General features: G+C 40.0%; 16 protein-coding genes. 5 read left to right on the top strand and 11 right to left on the bottom strand.

All coding sequences use genetic code 11. The features are described 5' to 3' along the window. Nucleotides 1-19: 19 nt before the first annotated feature. On the bottom strand, nucleotides 20-658 hold the full coding sequence (locus BM266_RS04410; protein ID WP_093406348.1) for a hypothetical protein: 639 nt from the start codon (nucleotides 656-658) through the stop codon (nucleotides 20-22). Between the two features lie 6 nt (nucleotides 659-664). Then, nucleotides 665-1,159: an RNA polymerase sigma factor gene (locus tag BM266_RS04405; RefSeq protein WP_093406345.1), complete on the bottom strand. Its 495-nt coding sequence runs from the start codon at nucleotides 1,157-1,159 to the stop codon at nucleotides 665-667. A 131-nt stretch (nucleotides 1,160-1,290) separates the two neighbouring features. Here BM266_RS04405 and BM266_RS04400 point away from each other — a divergent pair, with 131 nt between their 5' ends. Then, on the top strand, nucleotides 1,291-2,598 hold the full coding sequence (locus BM266_RS04400) for an NAD(P)/FAD-dependent oxidoreductase (protein WP_093406343.1): 1,308 nt from the start codon (nucleotides 1,291-1,293) through the stop codon (nucleotides 2,596-2,598). A 52-nt stretch (nucleotides 2,599-2,650) separates the two neighbouring features. Here the strand turns inward: BM266_RS04400 and BM266_RS04395 are convergent, their stop codons facing one another. The 8 genes from BM266_RS04395 to BM266_RS04360 all read right to left on the bottom strand — a co-directional run bounded on the left by BM266_RS04395 (nucleotide 2,651) and on the right by BM266_RS04360 (nucleotide 10,461). Continuing rightward, nucleotides 2,651-3,085, bottom strand: coding sequence for a hemerythrin domain-containing protein (locus BM266_RS04395; protein ID WP_093406340.1), 435 nt, complete (start codon nucleotides 3,083-3,085; stop codon nucleotides 2,651-2,653). A gap of 67 nt (nucleotides 3,086-3,152) precedes the next feature. After that, nucleotides 3,153-3,746 carry a superoxide dismutase family protein gene (locus BM266_RS04390; RefSeq protein WP_093406338.1) on the bottom strand — a complete coding sequence of 198 codons (594 nt, stop codon included), beginning with the start codon at nucleotides 3,744-3,746 and terminating at the stop codon, nucleotides 3,153-3,155. A 126-nt stretch (nucleotides 3,747-3,872) separates the two neighbouring features. Further along, complete coding sequence (locus BM266_RS04385; RefSeq protein ID WP_093406336.1) at nucleotides 3,873-5,084, bottom strand: bifunctional alpha/beta hydrolase/OsmC family protein; 1,212 nt, start codon at nucleotides 5,082-5,084, stop codon at nucleotides 3,873-3,875. A gap of 102 nt (nucleotides 5,085-5,186) precedes the next feature. Further along, nucleotides 5,187-5,933: a DUF1080 domain-containing protein gene (locus tag BM266_RS04380; protein WP_093406333.1), complete on the bottom strand. Its 747-nt coding sequence runs from the start codon at nucleotides 5,931-5,933 to the stop codon at nucleotides 5,187-5,189. Nucleotides 5,934-5,943: 10 nt separating this feature from the next. Continuing rightward, nucleotides 5,944-6,999 (bottom strand): sugar phosphate isomerase/epimerase family protein, encoded by a 1,056-nt coding sequence (locus tag BM266_RS04375; protein WP_093406443.1) that lies wholly within the window; start codon nucleotides 6,997-6,999, stop codon nucleotides 5,944-5,946. Between the two features lie 49 nt (nucleotides 7,000-7,048). Continuing rightward, nucleotides 7,049-8,188, bottom strand: coding sequence for a Gfo/Idh/MocA family protein (locus BM266_RS04370; protein ID WP_093406441.1), 1,140 nt, complete (start codon nucleotides 8,186-8,188; stop codon nucleotides 7,049-7,051). A 13-nt stretch (nucleotides 8,189-8,201) separates the two neighbouring features. Further along, nucleotides 8,202-9,434 (bottom strand): nucleoside permease, encoded by a 1,233-nt coding sequence (locus BM266_RS04365; RefSeq protein WP_093406331.1) that lies wholly within the window; start codon nucleotides 9,432-9,434, stop codon nucleotides 8,202-8,204. A 19-nt stretch (nucleotides 9,435-9,453) separates the two neighbouring features. Then, on the bottom strand, nucleotides 9,454-10,461 hold the full coding sequence (locus BM266_RS04360; RefSeq protein WP_093406328.1) for a sugar phosphate isomerase/epimerase family protein: 1,008 nt from the start codon (nucleotides 10,459-10,461) through the stop codon (nucleotides 9,454-9,456). Nucleotides 10,462-10,613: 152 nt separating this feature from the next. Here BM266_RS04360 and BM266_RS04355 point away from each other — a divergent pair, with 152 nt between their 5' ends. After that, entirely contained in the window at nucleotides 10,614-12,317 is a 1,704-nt protein-coding gene (locus BM266_RS04355; RefSeq protein ID WP_093406438.1) for a GMC oxidoreductase, read from the top strand. Nucleotides 12,318-12,326: 9 nt separating this feature from the next. Continuing rightward, the gene (locus tag BM266_RS04350) at nucleotides 12,327-12,971 is read left to right on the top strand and encodes a gluconate 2-dehydrogenase subunit 3 family protein (RefSeq protein ID WP_093406326.1); all 645 of its coding nucleotides are present in this window, start codon (nucleotides 12,327-12,329) and stop codon (nucleotides 12,969-12,971) included. Nucleotides 12,972-13,101: 130 nt separating this feature from the next. Here BM266_RS04350 and BM266_RS04345 read toward each other — a convergent pair whose 3' ends face one another. Next, the gene (locus BM266_RS04345) at nucleotides 13,102-13,986 is read right to left on the bottom strand and encodes a diacylglycerol/lipid kinase family protein (protein WP_093406323.1); all 885 of its coding nucleotides are present in this window, start codon (nucleotides 13,984-13,986) and stop codon (nucleotides 13,102-13,104) included. 67 nt (nucleotides 13,987-14,053) lie between these two features. Here BM266_RS04345 and BM266_RS04340 point away from each other — a divergent pair, with 67 nt between their 5' ends. Both BM266_RS04340 and BM266_RS04335 read left to right on the top strand, forming a co-directional pair. After that, on the top strand, nucleotides 14,054-15,019 hold the full coding sequence (locus BM266_RS04340) for an App1 family protein (protein WP_093406321.1): 966 nt from the start codon (nucleotides 14,054-14,056) through the stop codon (nucleotides 15,017-15,019). Between the two features lie 35 nt (nucleotides 15,020-15,054). Continuing rightward, complete coding sequence (locus tag BM266_RS04335; protein WP_093406318.1) at nucleotides 15,055-17,184, top strand: Tex family protein; 2,130 nt, start codon at nucleotides 15,055-15,057, stop codon at nucleotides 17,182-17,184. The last annotated feature ends 39 nt before the right edge of the window (nucleotides 17,185-17,223 follow it).

The following is a 17,223-nucleotide window of genomic DNA, read 5'->3' as shown; positions in this document are numbered from 1 at the left end:
AGTGCCAAACGGCGCTTTTTTATTCCTCTAAATTCTTTAAATCCTTATAATTTTTATTTAGTCGGTTTAAAAGGATACCATATAAAAGGCGGTAGAAAAGCCATAATGCTCCTAAGAAAATAGCTAAGCCAAAAATTATAGCCGAGGTGAGAACAAGCCATTGGGTGATGCTGAAGCTATATTTTGCTGGGTCCGTCACTTCAGTAGTAGCCGCGTGGTGAAAAATTGTGAAATACGCGTACACTAAAGATGTCAGGGCTGTAGAGATAATTATAAAGCCCACGTAATACTTCACCGTTTTACGGGTGGTTAAAATGTTCTTCATTAAGGTAGCTGCATCATCGGTACTCGATATCTTTTTGTAATTCTGGTAAAACCGGTAAATGAAATAAAAGGTAACGGCGTAGCTTAGAACATAAACTCCCACGGTAAATTCTTTTAGGTGAATGATTTCCATTCTCTTCCAGAATTCCCCGTCTGAGAGTAAAATATTGAGCACTCCCCAGAACAGAAGTTCCAGAATACTGATAATAAAAATCCATTTCACAATAGAAGAAGATTTCTTCCATAGCATCTTATAGATCTCATTATAGGAAAGCTTAGGAAGCGATGCTTCCTGCTGTTTCCAATCTTTTTTTAATATATCAAGTTCATCCATATTCCGTTACGGATTTATTATGCTTTTTAACTTTGTCTTTACTCTATTCATCTTCACCCTGGCATTAACTTCAGTTATCCCTAAAGTTTCAGAAATTTCCCTGTAGTTCTTTTCCTCTAAATAAAGAAAAACCAGAGCTTTTTCAATATCATTGAGTTCCTTAATTGCGGCATACATCAGTTTTAAATTTTCTTCTACTTCCCCGTTATATTCTTCACTTTTTATCTTGAAATGTACCGTATCAAAATCCTGGGTCTTTATGCTTCTTTTTTTCTTCCGGTACAAAGTGATAGCAGTATTCAGCGCGACTCTGTACATCCAGGTACTGAATTTAGCTTCACCCCGAAATTTAGGATAGGCTTTCCAGAGCTGAATTGTTATCTCCTGGAATAAGTCATTGTGGGAATCCTGATCATTTGTATAAATGCGACAGATTTTGTGCGCAATATTCTGATGCTTCTCTAGATTGGTTATAAACTGATGTTCTAATTCTTTATCCACAGGAAATGCTTAGCGCATATAGGTAGTTAATTTAGGTACAATGTTACAAAAAACTATAAAGTATCGTTAAGGACAGGTTTATTTTTCAATTAAACTCATAGAAAAAGTAAATTTGATTAAAACCAGTATTTATGAATATACCCAGAACTGAGTTGCCCCGATTGGTTATTGTTGGCGGTGGATTTGCCGGAATGTCACTGGCAAGAATCCTACTTAAGGAAGATCTGCAGGTGGTTATCTTAGATCGGCATAATTATCACACCTTTCAACCATTGTTATACCAGGTTTCTACTTCGGGACTGGAGCCAGATTCTATCGCATATCCTCTTAGAAAAATCACCCGAAGTAGTAAAAAGGCGATTTTCCGGCTGGCTGAGGTAAATTCTATCAATGCTGAAGCGAATACAATCTCTACCAACATTGGAGATTTGGCCTACGATTATCTGGTAATCGCTACCGGCTCAAAAACCAATTTCTTCGGAAATAAGAGTATCGAAGAGCACGGGATGTGGATGAAAACAGTTCCCCAGGCCTTGAATATCCGTAGCTTGATCCTTGAAAATCTTGAGCAGGCTGTTATTACAGATGATCCTGAAAAGAGAAAAGCGCTTCTCAATTTCGTGCTGGTAGGAGCGGGGCCAACGGGAGTTGAATTAAGCGGTGCTATTGCAGAATTGCGTAACCATATTGTTCCTAATGATTATCCGGATATAGATCCCACCGAGATGCATATCCATCTCCTGGAAGGACTGGATAGGGTTTTGCCTCCAATGAGTGAACATGCTTCAAGGAAAGCTAACCAATTTTTAAAAGAACTGGGCGTAGATATTCATTTAAATACGATGGTGGAAAGTTATGATGGTCACCTGGTCACCACCAATACCGATCTTAAATTAAAAACCGAAACATTTATCTGGTCAGCCGGAGTAACTGGAGCACCTGTAAAGGGCTTAAATGCTTCTGCGATCAAAGAGAAAGCTAATAGGTATGAAGTAAACGCTTTTAACCAGGTAAAAGGTTATGAAAATGTTTTTGCAATTGGAGATATTGCCTTAATGCAAACCAAAGAATATCCTAAGGGTCACCCTATGGTAGCACAACCCGCAATTCAGCAGGGTAAACATCTGGCCAAAAATTTAAAAAGACTTATAAAAGGAGAGCAACTCGAAGCTTTTGAATATCGGGATAAGGGAACAATGGCTACCGTTGGTCGCAATAGGGCAGTAGTAGATTTGGGAAGGATGAGATTCTCAGGCTTTTCTGCCTGGTTTGTCTGGATGTTTGTTCACCTCTGGTTTTTAATTGGTTTCCGAAACCGCCTGATAACCTTCTTTAACTGGGTCTATAATTATATTAATTACGATAAAGCAGCCAGACTGATAATACGTCCATATAAGGGCTATGAAAGAAAGATGAAAATTGATAAAGAAGAAATTTAACCAAAAAAACCGGTCTGATTAAGACCGGCTTTCTTCCTTAGAATAATTCGCTTTAGCGAGTTTTTCTTATTTCCTTATTGTAATCTTCAGCAAGGGAGATCTTTTGCTTATCGGTGAGAGCTTTACCTGCCATTTGAAAAACTTCATGCTCCTCTTCATCCAGGTGATGAATTACAATATGTGCAAGCTCTTTTGCCAGCTTCAACCAGTTAGAAGCATCCATTTCGGTGTCTTCAAGCTTCTCGATAAGTTCATCCATTTCGTGATGCTCGGCAACGCTGTGTCGCGCTTTTCCCTGGGTTAGATCTTTCTTCATCAGTGGCACATAGAAATGTCTTTCTTCGGCATCTGCATGGATTTTGAGTTCATGTTTCAGTTGCTCGAAGATCTTTTTTCTTTCTTCGGTATCACCATGGGTCTTCGTGAGTTTGTCTACTAATTCACGTTGGATTTCGTGTTCTTGCCGCAGGGCTTCAAAAATATTCATAATATTTAGGTTTAGATTTAGAAAAAGCGGCAAAGGCCGCTTTTAAGTTTATTTATGTAGGAATGGGTTATTCTTCTATTACACCACATCCAACACGTGTACCGGCATTTCCAGCTGGCTGAGAGGTAAAATCATCAACTCCATCGTGCACAATAATCGATTTACCTAAAATATCTTTTTCTTCATCGCCACAACCAATACACCATTCATCGGTGGTCATAGTTATAGTCCCATTGCCATTAGAGTCGGTAGTGAAGTTACCGATATCACCTTTGTGGTAGCCTTCAGGGTCACCCCATTTTCCGTGTTTTTCATCGGTTGGATTCCAATGGCCACCGGCTGAGGAACCATCTTCCATAGAACAGTCTCCAAACTCGTGAATATGTATGGCATGTTCTCCCTCCGGAAGTCCGGTAATAAGAGCCGTCATACTAACTTCTCCGTTTTCTTGTGTAAAAACAACTTCTCCGCCAAGATTACTGTTGTTATTCGGACTCATAGTTGCAGTTGCTTTTCTGATCTCATTTTCCTCCTCCATGTCATCCATGGTTGAGTTCATTTCAGAGTCAGTTGTAGTCTTGTCTTCTTCTTTCTTATCGTTTTTACACCCGATAATTGCTATTGAAGCAAAAATTACTAATGATAAACTAATACGTTTCATAATCTATTGATTGGTTTTCAGATTTAACATAACTAAATTAGGTCTATTCATATTGTTCACCAAAGATTTAAGGAGAGCTTAACATTGGTCATGGTAGCGCTATGGCGGTTTTATATACCTTTCAGGTTAACTTTTTAGAAATGTAGGGATTTGATTTTTGCTGGTTAAACTTTTGTGTACCGGACATTTATCTGCTATTTCCAAAAGTCTTTTTTTCTGTTTTTCATCAAGATCACCTTTTATTTGGATTTCCCTTTTAAAGGTATCTAATTTTGCAGCTTTGTCTTCACAATTATCACAATCACTGGCGTGTTCCCGAGAATAAGAAACGTGAGTTTCCACATTTTCCAGCGGCCATTTTTTTCTCCTTGCATACATATGGAGAGTCATAGAGGTACAGGCAGCCAAACCTGCCGAAACTAACTGATAGGGGGTGGGCCCATAATCATTGCCTCCGGCTTTAACCGGTTCATCGGCGGTAAAATGATGTTTTCCGGCTTTCATTTGGGTAGTATAGCCTGTACTTCCAAGATTAGCTACAACATCACTCTGGGATTCAGGGAGAGTTTTTTCTTCAATTTGCAGATATTTTTGAGCCCAGGTCGCGATGGTATTTCCTGCGTAAACTGCATCTTCTTCTGCCTCCATTAAATGACTTGCGCCATCAAGGGAAATGAAACTTTTAGGATGCTTCGCCGCCACGTAGAGTTCTTCGGCATTTTTTATTCCTACAATTCTGTCTTGTGGTGAATGCAGGATGAGAAGGGCTCTTTTTAGGTCGCTTAAATAGGAACTTAGATCGTGTTCCCGAATATCATCCAGGAATTGCTTTTTCACCTCAAAAGGACGTCCGCCGATATTAACACTGGCTTTTCCGCTTTTTTCGATTTCGTCAATATTGCTGCGCAACAAACCTTCTACGTGTTTTATGGTAGAGGGAGCCGCAACGGTGGCAACTGCTTTTACAGAAGCTATTTGTTTTGCTGCATACAAAACGGCCGCGCCACCAAGGGAATGTCCTACCAGCAGACCGGGAGCCTGATGTTCTTCTTTTAAGAATTCGGCTGCAGCCACCAGGTCCTGAATATTACCTGAAAAATTGGTGTCTGAAAAATCCCCTTCGCTTTCTCCAAGTCCGGTAAAATCGAACCTTAAAACCCCATAACCGGCAGATGCAAGGGAACGACTAATATTTTTAGCCGCGAAGAAATTTTTATTACAGGTAAAACAATGTGCAAATAACACAAAGTTATGTGGATCCTGATTATGGGGTAGTTCCAGGTAACCCATTAATTCTTCGCCATTTTTATTTTTAAACTTTACCTTATTAGTTTTCATAGGTTAGATTTTACTTTAAATTTATGAATTTGGTTTTAACTGAAAACAAAAAACTGCAATCAGCCTGGACCGATTGCAGTTTTTTAACTAAGAATTATAGTTTTAATCCAGTTCCTTAATCTTAATATTCCGATACCAAACCTTATCTCCATGGTCCTGTAATGCGATATGGCCCTTATGGGTTTTTCCAAAATCCTCCCACTCCTTAAACTTTGAGTTGTTTACCATTTCGTCCCATTCTTCACCATGTAATGCAAATTCTGTAACCAGCGTGCCATTCATCTCTACAGAACCTTTATTCTCTTCATGATTTATTCTAATCACTGTAGTGTTCCATTCTCCCGCAGGTTTGGTAACGTCTTCAGATGGCGGAACCATGTCGTAAAGTGCCCCTGCCTGCCTGATTGGGCCGTTTTTGGCATCCGGATGCCCTTCGTTATCCAGCACCTGTATTTCGGGACCTGTAAGATATGGTTCGCTAAAGTCTTCCTGTACCCCCCACATTATCCCGCTGTTTCCGCCTTCTGAAATTTTCCATTCCAGGGAAAGTTCAAAATTTTCATATTGTTCTTCTGTGACCAGGTTCTCAGTTCCCTGACGCTCTCCTTCAGCAGGAGAAAAAGCAATTGTCCCTTCTTCAGCTTTCCATTGGTTAGAAATAGAATCGCTGTTAAAGGCTTTCCAGCCTTCAAGATCATTTCCGTTGAAAAGTTCTTCCCATTCTTTTTCCTGGTCTTCATTCATTGTGATATCTGGTTCAGATACGGTGTTTTCCTCGTTTTTGGAGTTATCCTTACACCCCACCATAAGCAAGGCGGTTGTGATTAATGCAAAACTTATTTTTTTCATATGGTTGGTTTTAGTCGATTCCTAATATTCGTTTTAATTTATCTTCATCGATTTCAGTCCCTGCAAAATCATCAAATTTCTTTTGAGTAGCTTCTATGATATGATTTTTTATGAATGGTGCTCCTTCCTGTGCTCCCTGTTCCGGAGACTTAATGCAACACTCCCATTCCATCACCGCCCAAACATCACAGCCGTATTCGGTGAGTTTCGAGAAAATAGTCTTAAAATCCACCTGCCCGTCCCCAGGGCTCCGGTATCTTCCAGCCCGGTCTTTCCAGTCTTCATAGCCGCCAAAAGTGCCTTTTTTTCCGGTGGGATTAAATTCTGCATCCTTAACGTGAAACATTTTTATGTACTCGTGATAGTGATCTATATACTCGATATAATCCAGTTGCTGAAGTACAAAATGGCTTGGGTCATACAAAAGGTTTACCCGATTATGATTGTTGGTGGCGTCAAGAAATCTTTCAAAAGTTACTCCATCGTGCAGGTCTTCTCCCGGGTGTACCTCGTAACAAACATCTACACCGTATTCGTCAAATTCGTTTAGAATTGGCAACCAACGATCAGCTAATTCTTTAAACCCCATTTCCACAAGGCCTTGTGGCCGTTGCGGCCATGGATGTGCGGTATGCCACAGCAAAGAGCCGCTGAATGTTCCGTGAACATCCAAACCAAGATTTCTACTGGCTTTGGCAGCATATTTAAGCTGTTGAATCGCCCATTCTGTTCGTTTCTTTGGATTATTTTTATAATCATCGGGAGCGAAATTATCAAACATTGTATCATAGGCAGGATGCACAGCTACAAGCTGTCCCTGTAGATGGGTAGAAAGCTCAGTGATCTCTAACCCGTACGAACCTATCTTTCCTTTTAATTCATCACAATAATCTTTGCTTTCCGCTGCTTTTTTCAGATCGATCAGGGCCGTTTCCCAGGTTGGGATCTGTATTCCTTTATAACCCAGTTCTGACGCCCATTTACATAGGCCATCCAGGCTATTGAAGGGGGCTTTGGAGTCCATGAACTGAGCAAGAAATACTGCCGGTCCTTTTATGGTTTTCATTTTCATCTTGTCAAAAAATTTAAGTTGAAAAGCCTCTTGGGCTTATATTTTATTCATCAATTTTTACCCAAACATTACCTTTGTTATGGGATTCCACGGCTTTTTCTATAAAATTCATTCCGCGGATGCCGTCTTTTATCGTCGGGAATTCTCCGGGGTGATAATCTTCTTTATTAATAGCTCTGGCCACTCCTTTATAGATATTTCCCATCGAATCAAAGATACCTTCGGGATGACCGGGAGGAAGTTTGGTGCCGTCTAAAGAAAGATCAGAATTATAAGGGTGCCCGGGTTTTAAAACTTTCATTGGTTCTCCATCTTCCATCAGGTACAAATAATTAGGATTTTCCTGTTCCCATTTCAAACCTGCTTTTTCTCCGTAGATACTAACAGTAAAGTTATTTTCTTCCCCGGTAGCGATCTGGCTGGACCTGATGATTCCTTTTACATATTCTGAAAAGCGCAACATAATCGTTCCGTCTATATCCATTTTGTTGTCTTTGTAGAGGTAATTAAGGTCCGCCAGGACCTTTTGTACTTCCAGACCGCTAACATATTCAATCATATCGAAAGCGTGGGTTCCAATATCTCCTACGCAACAGCTTATTCCGGATTTCTCCGGATCCAATCTCCAGGTATTTGCTCTTTTTTCTTCATCGTGAATGATAGGGTTTATCCAACCCTGATAATACTGCACGTCTATTTTCTGGATTTTCCCTATCCTTCCGGAAGCTATCATTTCTTTCATCTGCCTAATCATAGGATACCCCGTATAGGTGTAGGTCACGGCAAAAATGGCTCCTGATTGTTTTTGGGTTTCCTCCAGGATCCTAGCTTCCTTATAGGTGGTGGTCATAGGTTTTTCACAAATCACATTAAAACCGTTTTCCAACAACTGCTTGGCCATAGGGAAATGGAGAAAGTTCGGAGTAAGAATTGAAACCACCTGTATACGTTCTGTTTCAGGAAGTTTATTTTCTTCAGAAACCAACTCATCCAGATCCTTATAGATGCGATCTGTGCCTATACCAATCTTTTCAGCAAACTTGATGCTTTCAGATTTTTCAGGATTAAAAACACCGCCTACCAGTTCATATTTGTCATACATCGAAGAAGCCACCCGGTGCAGGATCCCAATGAGGGAATCGCCTCCTCCACCAAGAATGCCTAATTTTATCTTTTTACTCATAGTTTTTACTAAGTTATATTTCAATATCTTTTTTAGCGATTTTCTCATCTTTGAAGAAAATAGCAAATAAAATCATTACTACCAAGGCGAATCCTGCCGGTACAATCCAGATCTGTTCCCAGTCATGGGTGCCATCGGTATTAAGGTACATGTCACTTATTTGTCCGGCTACCCAGAAACCTATCAACATCCCAACCCCATAGGTGGCCAGGGTGATAAGGCCTTGCGCTGCACTTTTGATCTTTGGGCCCGCTTTAGAATCGGTATAGATCTGACCCGCTACGAAGAAAAAATCGTAACAAATCCCGTGCAGGGCGATCCCGATGATTAGCATGTAAGCCAGTTCACCGGCATCTCCGTAAGCGAAAAGTAAATATCTTAAAGTCCAGGCCAGCATACCTGCCAGCAAGGTGATCTTAAATCCGAATTTTTTAAAGAAAAAGGGGAGGAGTAAGAGGAAAAGCACCTCAGAAATCTGCCCGATGGTCATCATTGCAGTGGGGTCTTCCATCCCAACTTCTGCCAGGAATGGATTTGCATTCTGGTAATAAAAAGCCAGTGGAATACAGATTAAGACCGATGCTATAAAGAACATTAGGAAATTTTTCCCCTTTAATAAGGCAAGGGCTTCCAGGCCTAAAATTTCCGAAAGCGTCACTTTTTCTCCTTTACTGGTTGGTGGGGTTTTTGGCAGGGTAAAGCTGAAAATCCCCAACACAGCCGAAGCGACAGAAACCATAAGAAAGGTATTTCTAAGGAGTCCATCAGCTCTGCCTTCTGCGGAATCCCATGCAAGGTAACTGATCACCATTCCGGCAATTATCCATCCCAGAGTTCCGAAGACACGGATTCCTGAAAACTGCTTCGAGGGATCGGTCATTTGGTTAAAGGAAATAGAATTTACCAGGGCCAGGGTGGGCATATAAATAATCATATACCCCAAAACCAAAGGATAGAAGGTAGAGAAATCATCTGCGTTAAACATTAGATATAGCAATCCAGCGCCTAGCAGATGTAAAACTCCCAGAATTCTTTCGGCATTAAAAAATCGGTCGGCTATCAAACCGATTATAAAAGGGGCTATTATTGCCCCCCAGGATTGTGTTGAAAAAGCCATTCCGGTTTGTGCACCGGTGGCCTCTAAATTATTTCCCAGAAATGTTCCAAGGGTTACAAACCATCCCCCCCAGATAAAGAATTCCAGGAACATCATTGCTGATAATTGAAAGCGAACTAAATTTTTCATTCTTGCGTAATTGTATTTTTTACTGATTGTCGTTTAGTTTGCTTCCTTCTTTAATAAGCAGGTCCCTTGTCGCGATTATGCCTTCCTTTTCAGAGAGTCTTTCCCCTTCGTACTCAACACCAATAAATCCGGTATATCCGGCTTCTTTTATTATTTTAAGGATCCTCGCGTAATCTAATTTAGTTTCATTACCTTCTTCATCAAAATCGTAGGATTTAGCACTTACCGCTTTGGCATAAGGCATCATTTCTTCTATGCCCTGGTAGATGGGATACTCTTCTACGCATTCGGCTTCCCATTGTTCTCCATCTTTTCTTTTAAGACAAAAATTACCAAAATCAGGCAGGGTGCCACAGTTTTCCAAATTCACCTCTTCCATAACTTCAGCAAGCAAAGCGGCATTTGAAGATAGGTATCCGTGATTTTCTACCAGTACGTTCACATTTTTTTCTGATGCATATTCTGAAAGTTTTGTGAGGCCATCAACAGCTGCGCTTTTCCATTCCTCTTTGTCGTTGGTACCAAATAGATTAACCCGAATAGAGTGGCAGCCCAAAAATTCAGCGGCATCCACCCATTTCTTATGGTTTTCTACCGCAGTGTTTCTAGTATCTTCATCTGGACTGGCTAGTTCACCTTCGCCGTCAACCATTATTAAAACATTCTCTACATTATATTTTTCGCTTTTTGCCTTAAGAGTATCCAGGACGTCCTGCATAGCTTGTTTTGGATCATCGGCTTTTTTTATTCCTTCAGCATAAAAGCCGCTTACATATTCAATACCTTCAAATTCCAGTTCATTTGCTACGCGAGCAAATTCCATAGGATCAATATCTCCGGCGAAAATATGTTTATTCAAAGACCATTGGGCCAGGGAAAGTTTAAAAAACGGATCATTATTTTCATTTTGGGAAGTTTCAGCAACTTTCTGCTCTTTGTCTTTTTGACTGTCTTTACAGGAAATAATTCCAGCCATTAAAAACATGGCAATAAAGAAGTAGGTAAACCTGGTTTGATAGATTTTCATAGTTTGATTGTTTAAAATTGTTTTGAAGTTTTAGAATCGGTTGAATTTAGAATCCTAAAAGTATACTTTTTTTTAAAGAAGTAAAATTATAAGCATAAATTTATATATTTGACAAGATCCGATTAACTAAATTATTAATTAACTTGAGAATTGTGAGTAAACTTTATGAGAATGATACCTACGATGCCATTGTGGTAGGTACCGGGATTAGTGGTGGTTGGGCTGCCAAAGAATTATGTGAAAAGGGCTTTAAAACTTTGGTACTGGAAAGAGGACGTATGGTTAAACATGTGGAGGATTATCCAACAATGAATGATGACCCCTGGGATTATAAATATAAAGGCCAACAAACCAGAGAAGAAGTGAAACAACAGCAGAAACAAAGCCGTACCGGCTATACTACTAATAAAGCAAGTGCTCACTGGTTTGTAAATGATTTAAAGCATCCCTATAATGAAACCAAACGTTTTGACTGGATGCGTGGTTACCACGTTGGAGGAAGATCTATAATGTGGGGGCGCCACAGCTACAGGTTGAGCGATCTTGATTTTGAAGCAAATAAAAGGGACGGTATTGCTGTAGATTGGCCAATTAGATATAAGGATATCTCCCCTTGGTATGATTATGTTGAATCTTATATTGGGGTGAGCGGAGAAAACCTGGGATTAAGTCAGTTGCCGGATGGTAAATTCCAACCAGCTATGGAACTGAACTGTCTGGAAGATCACGTTAAAAAAAGTTTACTGGAAAATTTTGAGGGCAGACACCTTACATCGGGTCGTGTCGCTCATATTACCAGTGATTCAGGATTTGAAGGCCGTGCTAAATGTCAATACCGTAATCGCTGCATCAGAGGTTGTCCCTATGGTGCTTATTTCAGTAGTAATTCATCTACCCTGCCAGCAGCTGAACGTACAGGGAATATGACTCTCAGACCCAATTCTGTTGTACATCAGGTGGTTTATGACCCTGAAACAAAATTGGCCAGTGGAGTGAAGATCATTGATGCTGAAACCAAAGAAGAAATAGAATATAAAGCCAAAGTGATTTTTCTTTGTGCCTCTACCATTGCCTCTACAAGTATTTTGTTGCAATCCAGATCTGATCGGTTTCCAAATGGAATGGGTAACGACAGTGGAGAATTGGGCCATAATGTAATGGACCATCATTTTAGAGCAGGGGCTTCAGGAAAATTTGATGGTTTTGAAGATCAATATTATAAAGGAAGAAAACCCAATGGTATTTATCTGCCTCGCTTCAGAAATCTAAAAGAGAACGAAAATCTCGGGTTTAAACGAGGTTATGGTTACCAAGGAGGGGCTAGTAGAGGAAACTGGGCTGAAGCTATAGCAGAAGCCGGATATGGGAAAGAACTGAAAGAGGCAATTGTCAAACCCGGAGGCTGGACAATGGGCCTTATGGGCTTTGGAGAAACCTTACCGTATCACGAAAACAAAATGACCCTGGATTACGACAAAAAAGATGAATGGGGACTTCCTACCATTACCTTTGATGCCGAATTTAAAGAAAACGAACTCAAGATGCGCGAGGATATGGTTGCACAAGCCGTAGAGATGCTTGAAAAAGCCGGATTAAAGGATGTGAATGGCTACGATAACATTGGCGCGCCTGGACTCGGAATTCACGAAATGGGAACGGCTAGAATGGGCAGAGATCGCAAGACCTCTGTTTTAAATGCTAATAATCAGGTACACGATGTTCCTAATGTATATGTAACCGATGGATCCTTTATGACCTCTGCAGGTTGCCAGAATCCATCTTTAACCTATATGGCTATGACTGCCCGGGCGGCAGACCACGCCTCCAAAAATTTTGAAAAATCATCTAAAGTTTAATTCCTTATTATGAACAGAAGACAAGCATTAAAAAACATTGGATTAGGTGCCGGAGTAATGGTAGTTGGTCCTACAACTTTAAGTTTATTACAAAGCTGTAAGAATGAACCAGGCTATGACTGGGAACCGGCATTTTTAAGCGCTTCTAATGGTTTTGCACTTAAACAGATCCTGGAAGTGATTTTGCCGAAAACAGAGACTCCCGGAGCCAACGATCTAAATATCGCTCAGTTTATCGATTCTTATATGCAGGAAGTTGCTCCTGTAGAGCGCGGAGAAGATTTTAAACGTTCTGCTGATGCCTTTTCGGCAGCCTTCAAAACAGAATTTGACAAAGATCAGGAGAAGGGCAAAGCGGAAGAATATGAAGAGTTTGTAGCAAAATATCTTCGTGCTACCCCTGAGGATCGGGAGAGATATGCCAGAAGAAATACAGAAACCCAGGATCCTCAGGATAAAGATCCGGATCTCAACCTGGATAACGATGCTGGTGCATTTGCCTATTTGCAAAATGTTAGGGATATGGGAATTTGGGCTTATAAAACCAGTGAAGAAATTGGTGAAAATGTTATGTGGTATGATCCAGTCCCCGGGAAATACATTCCTTGTGGGCCAGTAGAAGAATTGGGTGGAGGAAAAGCGATGTCCTTATAGGAGACCCAAAAATTTAATTAAAGGGGCCTGCATCAGGCTCCTTTTTAGTTTTTAATAGGCATTAGATCTCAGCTTTCGAAGTAAGGGAGTTTGCTCCTAATTCCGGATTGGAATAATAAACAATTAGATATTAATTAGGGGGAGTGGCAATTTTTAACTTTTTCGGAATGATATTTACTTCGATTTCTTCCTTTTCCCCAATGTATTCCCCATCAATCTGAAAAGCAACCGGAGTATTACATCTCACCTTTGCATGGGTAGCCTGAATAATCTCGGCAAATTCGGGATCGAGGTCATCTTCATTTCTGAGGGTTTTAAAAATTTCGAGAATATCGAACTCCTTAAAAATAATTATTTCAAAAACACCATCATCGGGCTTCCCATGCGGATTAATATTGGCACCGGTGCCGTATTTTCCGAAGTTAGCAAAAGCGAGTAAAATTCCTTTTTTCTTAAAACAGGCATTTTCGGTATTTATTTCAAATTCGAATGGATATTTACTTCGAATTAGCGTAGGGATAGAATGTAATAAATACCCAAATTTGCCACGTATGTTGGAGAAATGGTAATTTTTAATTAATTCAGCATTAACCCCAAAATCACTTAGATGCAGACAGTATTCCCCGTTTATATCAAGTATATCTATCTGTTTGAAGTGATTTCCAAGCGCAATTTCGATCTGACGGGAAAGAGGTAAAATGGTAAGTCCCAGGTTAAAGGCCAGGCCATTGGCAGACCCTGCGGGAATTATTCCCAGGGGAAGATCAAAATCGGCTAGAATTTCTGCTGTCATTTTTATCGTACCGTCTCCACCGGCAACAATTATCCGGGATGGAGTTATTTTTGATATTAGGGAACTTATTTTAGCAGCATCTTCATCTCCACAAGTTTTATATAATTCACATTCTGAACCTGTCTTTGCAATGTTTTTTTTAACTTGAATTATAAGTTGATCTTTATTTAGATTCCCGGCTATAGGATTAACTATAAATAGGATCGGCTTATTTTCTTCCATACCTCTGATTAATAAATTTAAAATTAACTAATTTGGTTGAAACCAAATTTTATAAAAGACTAAAATTTTGAAGCTTGATCTTAAACTCTATCGTGGTTATGTTAATGAGCAGGAGCTCGTGGTTTTCGGGCACTTATTTAAATCTCTGGCCCCCGATCGTTACCGGATGGATCGCCGTGGGTTAAGACATGCGGTTTCGGTTTTCCAGATGTTTCGTATAAAGCCGCTTAAAAATATACAGATCAGGCTAAAATTTAAAAACAAAGAAGTAGTCACCAAGACCCTGGATGATGGATATTTTAGGTTTAACCTACCATTTAATGAAAAGCTGGATAGTGGCTGGCATACTTATGAAGTTAGTGCTGAATTTAGTGGGTATGGGATAGTTGAAACCGGGGAGATTTTAAAACCTTATGAAAGTAAACTCGCTATTATAACCGATATTGATGATACCTTTCTAATTTCTCATTCCAATAATTTCTTTAAAAAGCTTTATGTCCTGCTGCTTAGAAATATCAATAAGCGAAAGATATTTGATGATGTCGTTGAACACTACCAGTATTTAAGTCTCGCAGGGCAGGATGAGGCACAAGCTTCAAACTCGTTCTTCTACGTTTCCAGCAGCGAATGGAACTTATACGGGTTTATCCACGAATTTGCGGTCATGCACCAATTGCCTAAAGCGGTAATTAAATTGAAAAAAATTAAAACCGGAATTTCAGATTTTCTCCTAACAGGACGTGGCTCTCACGATCATAAGTTCGAAAAGGTAAAGGATATCATTTCATTTTATCCTAATTTGAAATATGTATTGCTGGGGGATGATTCTCAAAAAGATCCCGATATCTATGAAAGGATCTGCAAGATATTCCCTGAAAATATCAGAGCGGTTTATATCCGGCAAACTACGTCCCGAAAAAAGAATAAGGTGGTAGAGGTCCTTAAGAACCTTGAAAGTCTACACGTTTCTACCTGTTATTTCAAGGATAGCGAACGCGCGATAAGTCATTCCAAGGCTTTAGGCATCAATTAATTTCTATATTTACCAACATTTAAAACTTTCCGTTTTTGCAATTAAAAGAATTTTTAAGATCCCGGTTAAGTCTGCCGGAAAAAAGTATAGCTAATACTGTTGCTTTATTAGAAGAGGATGCCAGTATTCCCTTTATAGCCCGCTATCGTAAAGAGGCTACTGGAAACCTGGATGAGGTAGCCATAGAACAGATCGCCGATCTGTTTAAAAGCTTTAAAGATTTAGATGCAAAGAAACAAAGTGTACTCAAGGCCATAAAAGAGCAGGGCACACTAACAGTTGAGCTGGAAGAGCAAATTAAAAATGCTCGTACAGTTTCTGAAGTTGAAGACCTGTACCTGCCGTTTAGAAAGAAAAGACAAACCCGGGCAGATATAGCACGAAAAGCAGGCCTTGAAGTTCTGGCAAAAATGCTGATGGCGCAAAACCTTAATGAGCCCAGTAGAATTGTCTCAAGATTTATAACTGAAGATTATACAACTGAAGAGGAAGTCTTTTCTGGTGCAAGGGATATTATTGCTGAATGGATTAATGAAAATACCTTCCTCCGTCGTCGACTCCGACAAATGTATTCCCGACATGCAAGAATAATTGCAAAACCGGTTAAAAAGGAAATCGAAAATTTAGAGAATAGTAAATATTCCGGACTGAAAAACATTGATGAACCCCTCAACCGGATTCCGTCTCATAGATTTCTGGCCGTATACCGTGCCGAAAAGCAAGGACTGTTAAAGCTGAAGGCAGAAGTAAATAAAGAGCAGGCCCTTGAATTAATTCAAAAGACTATTTTAAAAGAGAATGCTTCAGATTTCTCGGCTAACCAAATAGAACTTGCTGGCGAGGATGCTTATAAGAGACTTTTAAAACCTTCATTTTCCACCGAATTCCTCAAGCTTGCAAAAGAAAAAGCAGACCGAGCTGCAATTGAGGTTTTTGCTTCCAACCTTGAACAGTTACTAATGGCTGCACCCTTGGGAGCTAAACGTGTTTTGGCTATTGACCCTGGGTTTAAATCGGGATGTAAAGTAGTTTGCCTGGATGAACAGGGCAGTTTGTTGCATAATGAGAATATCTATCCACACGCTCCTCAAAAACAAATCAGTCAGGCTTCAGCTAAGATAAGATCTTTAGCTAATGCTTATAAGATTGAGGCCATAGCCATAGGAAACGGTACGGCCGCCAGAGAAACCGAATTGTTTGTAAAGAAAGCCGGTTTAAACCGCGAAGTTTCAGTTTTTATGGTGAATGAAGCTGGAGCTTCAATTTATTCCGCTTCAAAGCTTGCAAGGGAGGAATTTCCCGGCTACGATATTACGGTGAGGGGATCTGTTTCCATAGGGAGGCGGCTTATGGACCCTTTAGCAGAACTTGTAAAAATAGAACCGCGTTCTATTGGCGTTGGGCAATATCAACATGAGGTTGATGAGAAAATGCTGAAAGAGAAACTGGACACGGTCGTGATGAGTTGTGTCAATAAGGTGGGGGTGAATGTTAATACGGCTAGCAAGGAATTGCTTTCTTATGTCTCGGGGATAGGACCGTCCCTGGCTAAGAATATTATTGCTCATAGAAATAAAATCGGTGCATTTAAAAGCCGAAAAGAATTGCTCAAAGTACAGAGGCTCGGAGAAAAAGCCTATGAACAATCGGCTGGATTTATAAGAATAAAAAACGGTGAGAACCCACTCGATGATTCTGCGGTTCATCCTGAGAGCTATTTTATTGTTGAAAGGATGGCCCGCGATCACCATTTAAAACCAGAAGAACTTATTGGAAACCATAAAATTCTTCAGGAAATAAATCCCGAACACTATATCTCCAGGGGTATTGGCCTGCCTACCTTAAAGGATATACTCTCTGAACTGGAAAAACCGGGTAGAGATCCCAGGCAGGGGCTTAGTGAATTTGAATTTGACGCATCGGTTAAAACTATAGATGATCTTTCTACAGGTATGAAACTCCCGGGAATCGTTAATAATATCACCAATTTTGGGTGTTTTGTGGATATTGGAATCAAAGAGAGTGGCCTTATTCATATTTCTAAACTGGCCAATGAATTTGTAAGCGATGTAAATGCTGTAGTGAAATTAAATCAACAAGTAGAAGTCACAATTTTGGATGTTGATAAGGAAAAAAAGCGTATCCAGCTTTCACTTATAGACTAAAAAACAGAAAAGAGGAAGATTAACAGACTTCCTCTTTTC

It is taken from the genome of Salegentibacter flavus, from assembly GCF_900115145.1.
Classification (GTDB): domain Bacteria; phylum Bacteroidota; class Bacteroidia; order Flavobacteriales; family Flavobacteriaceae; genus Salegentibacter; species Salegentibacter flavus.
The sequence above is the reverse complement of the archived record's forward strand: the minus strand, read 5'-3'. Positions and strand labels throughout refer to the sequence as shown.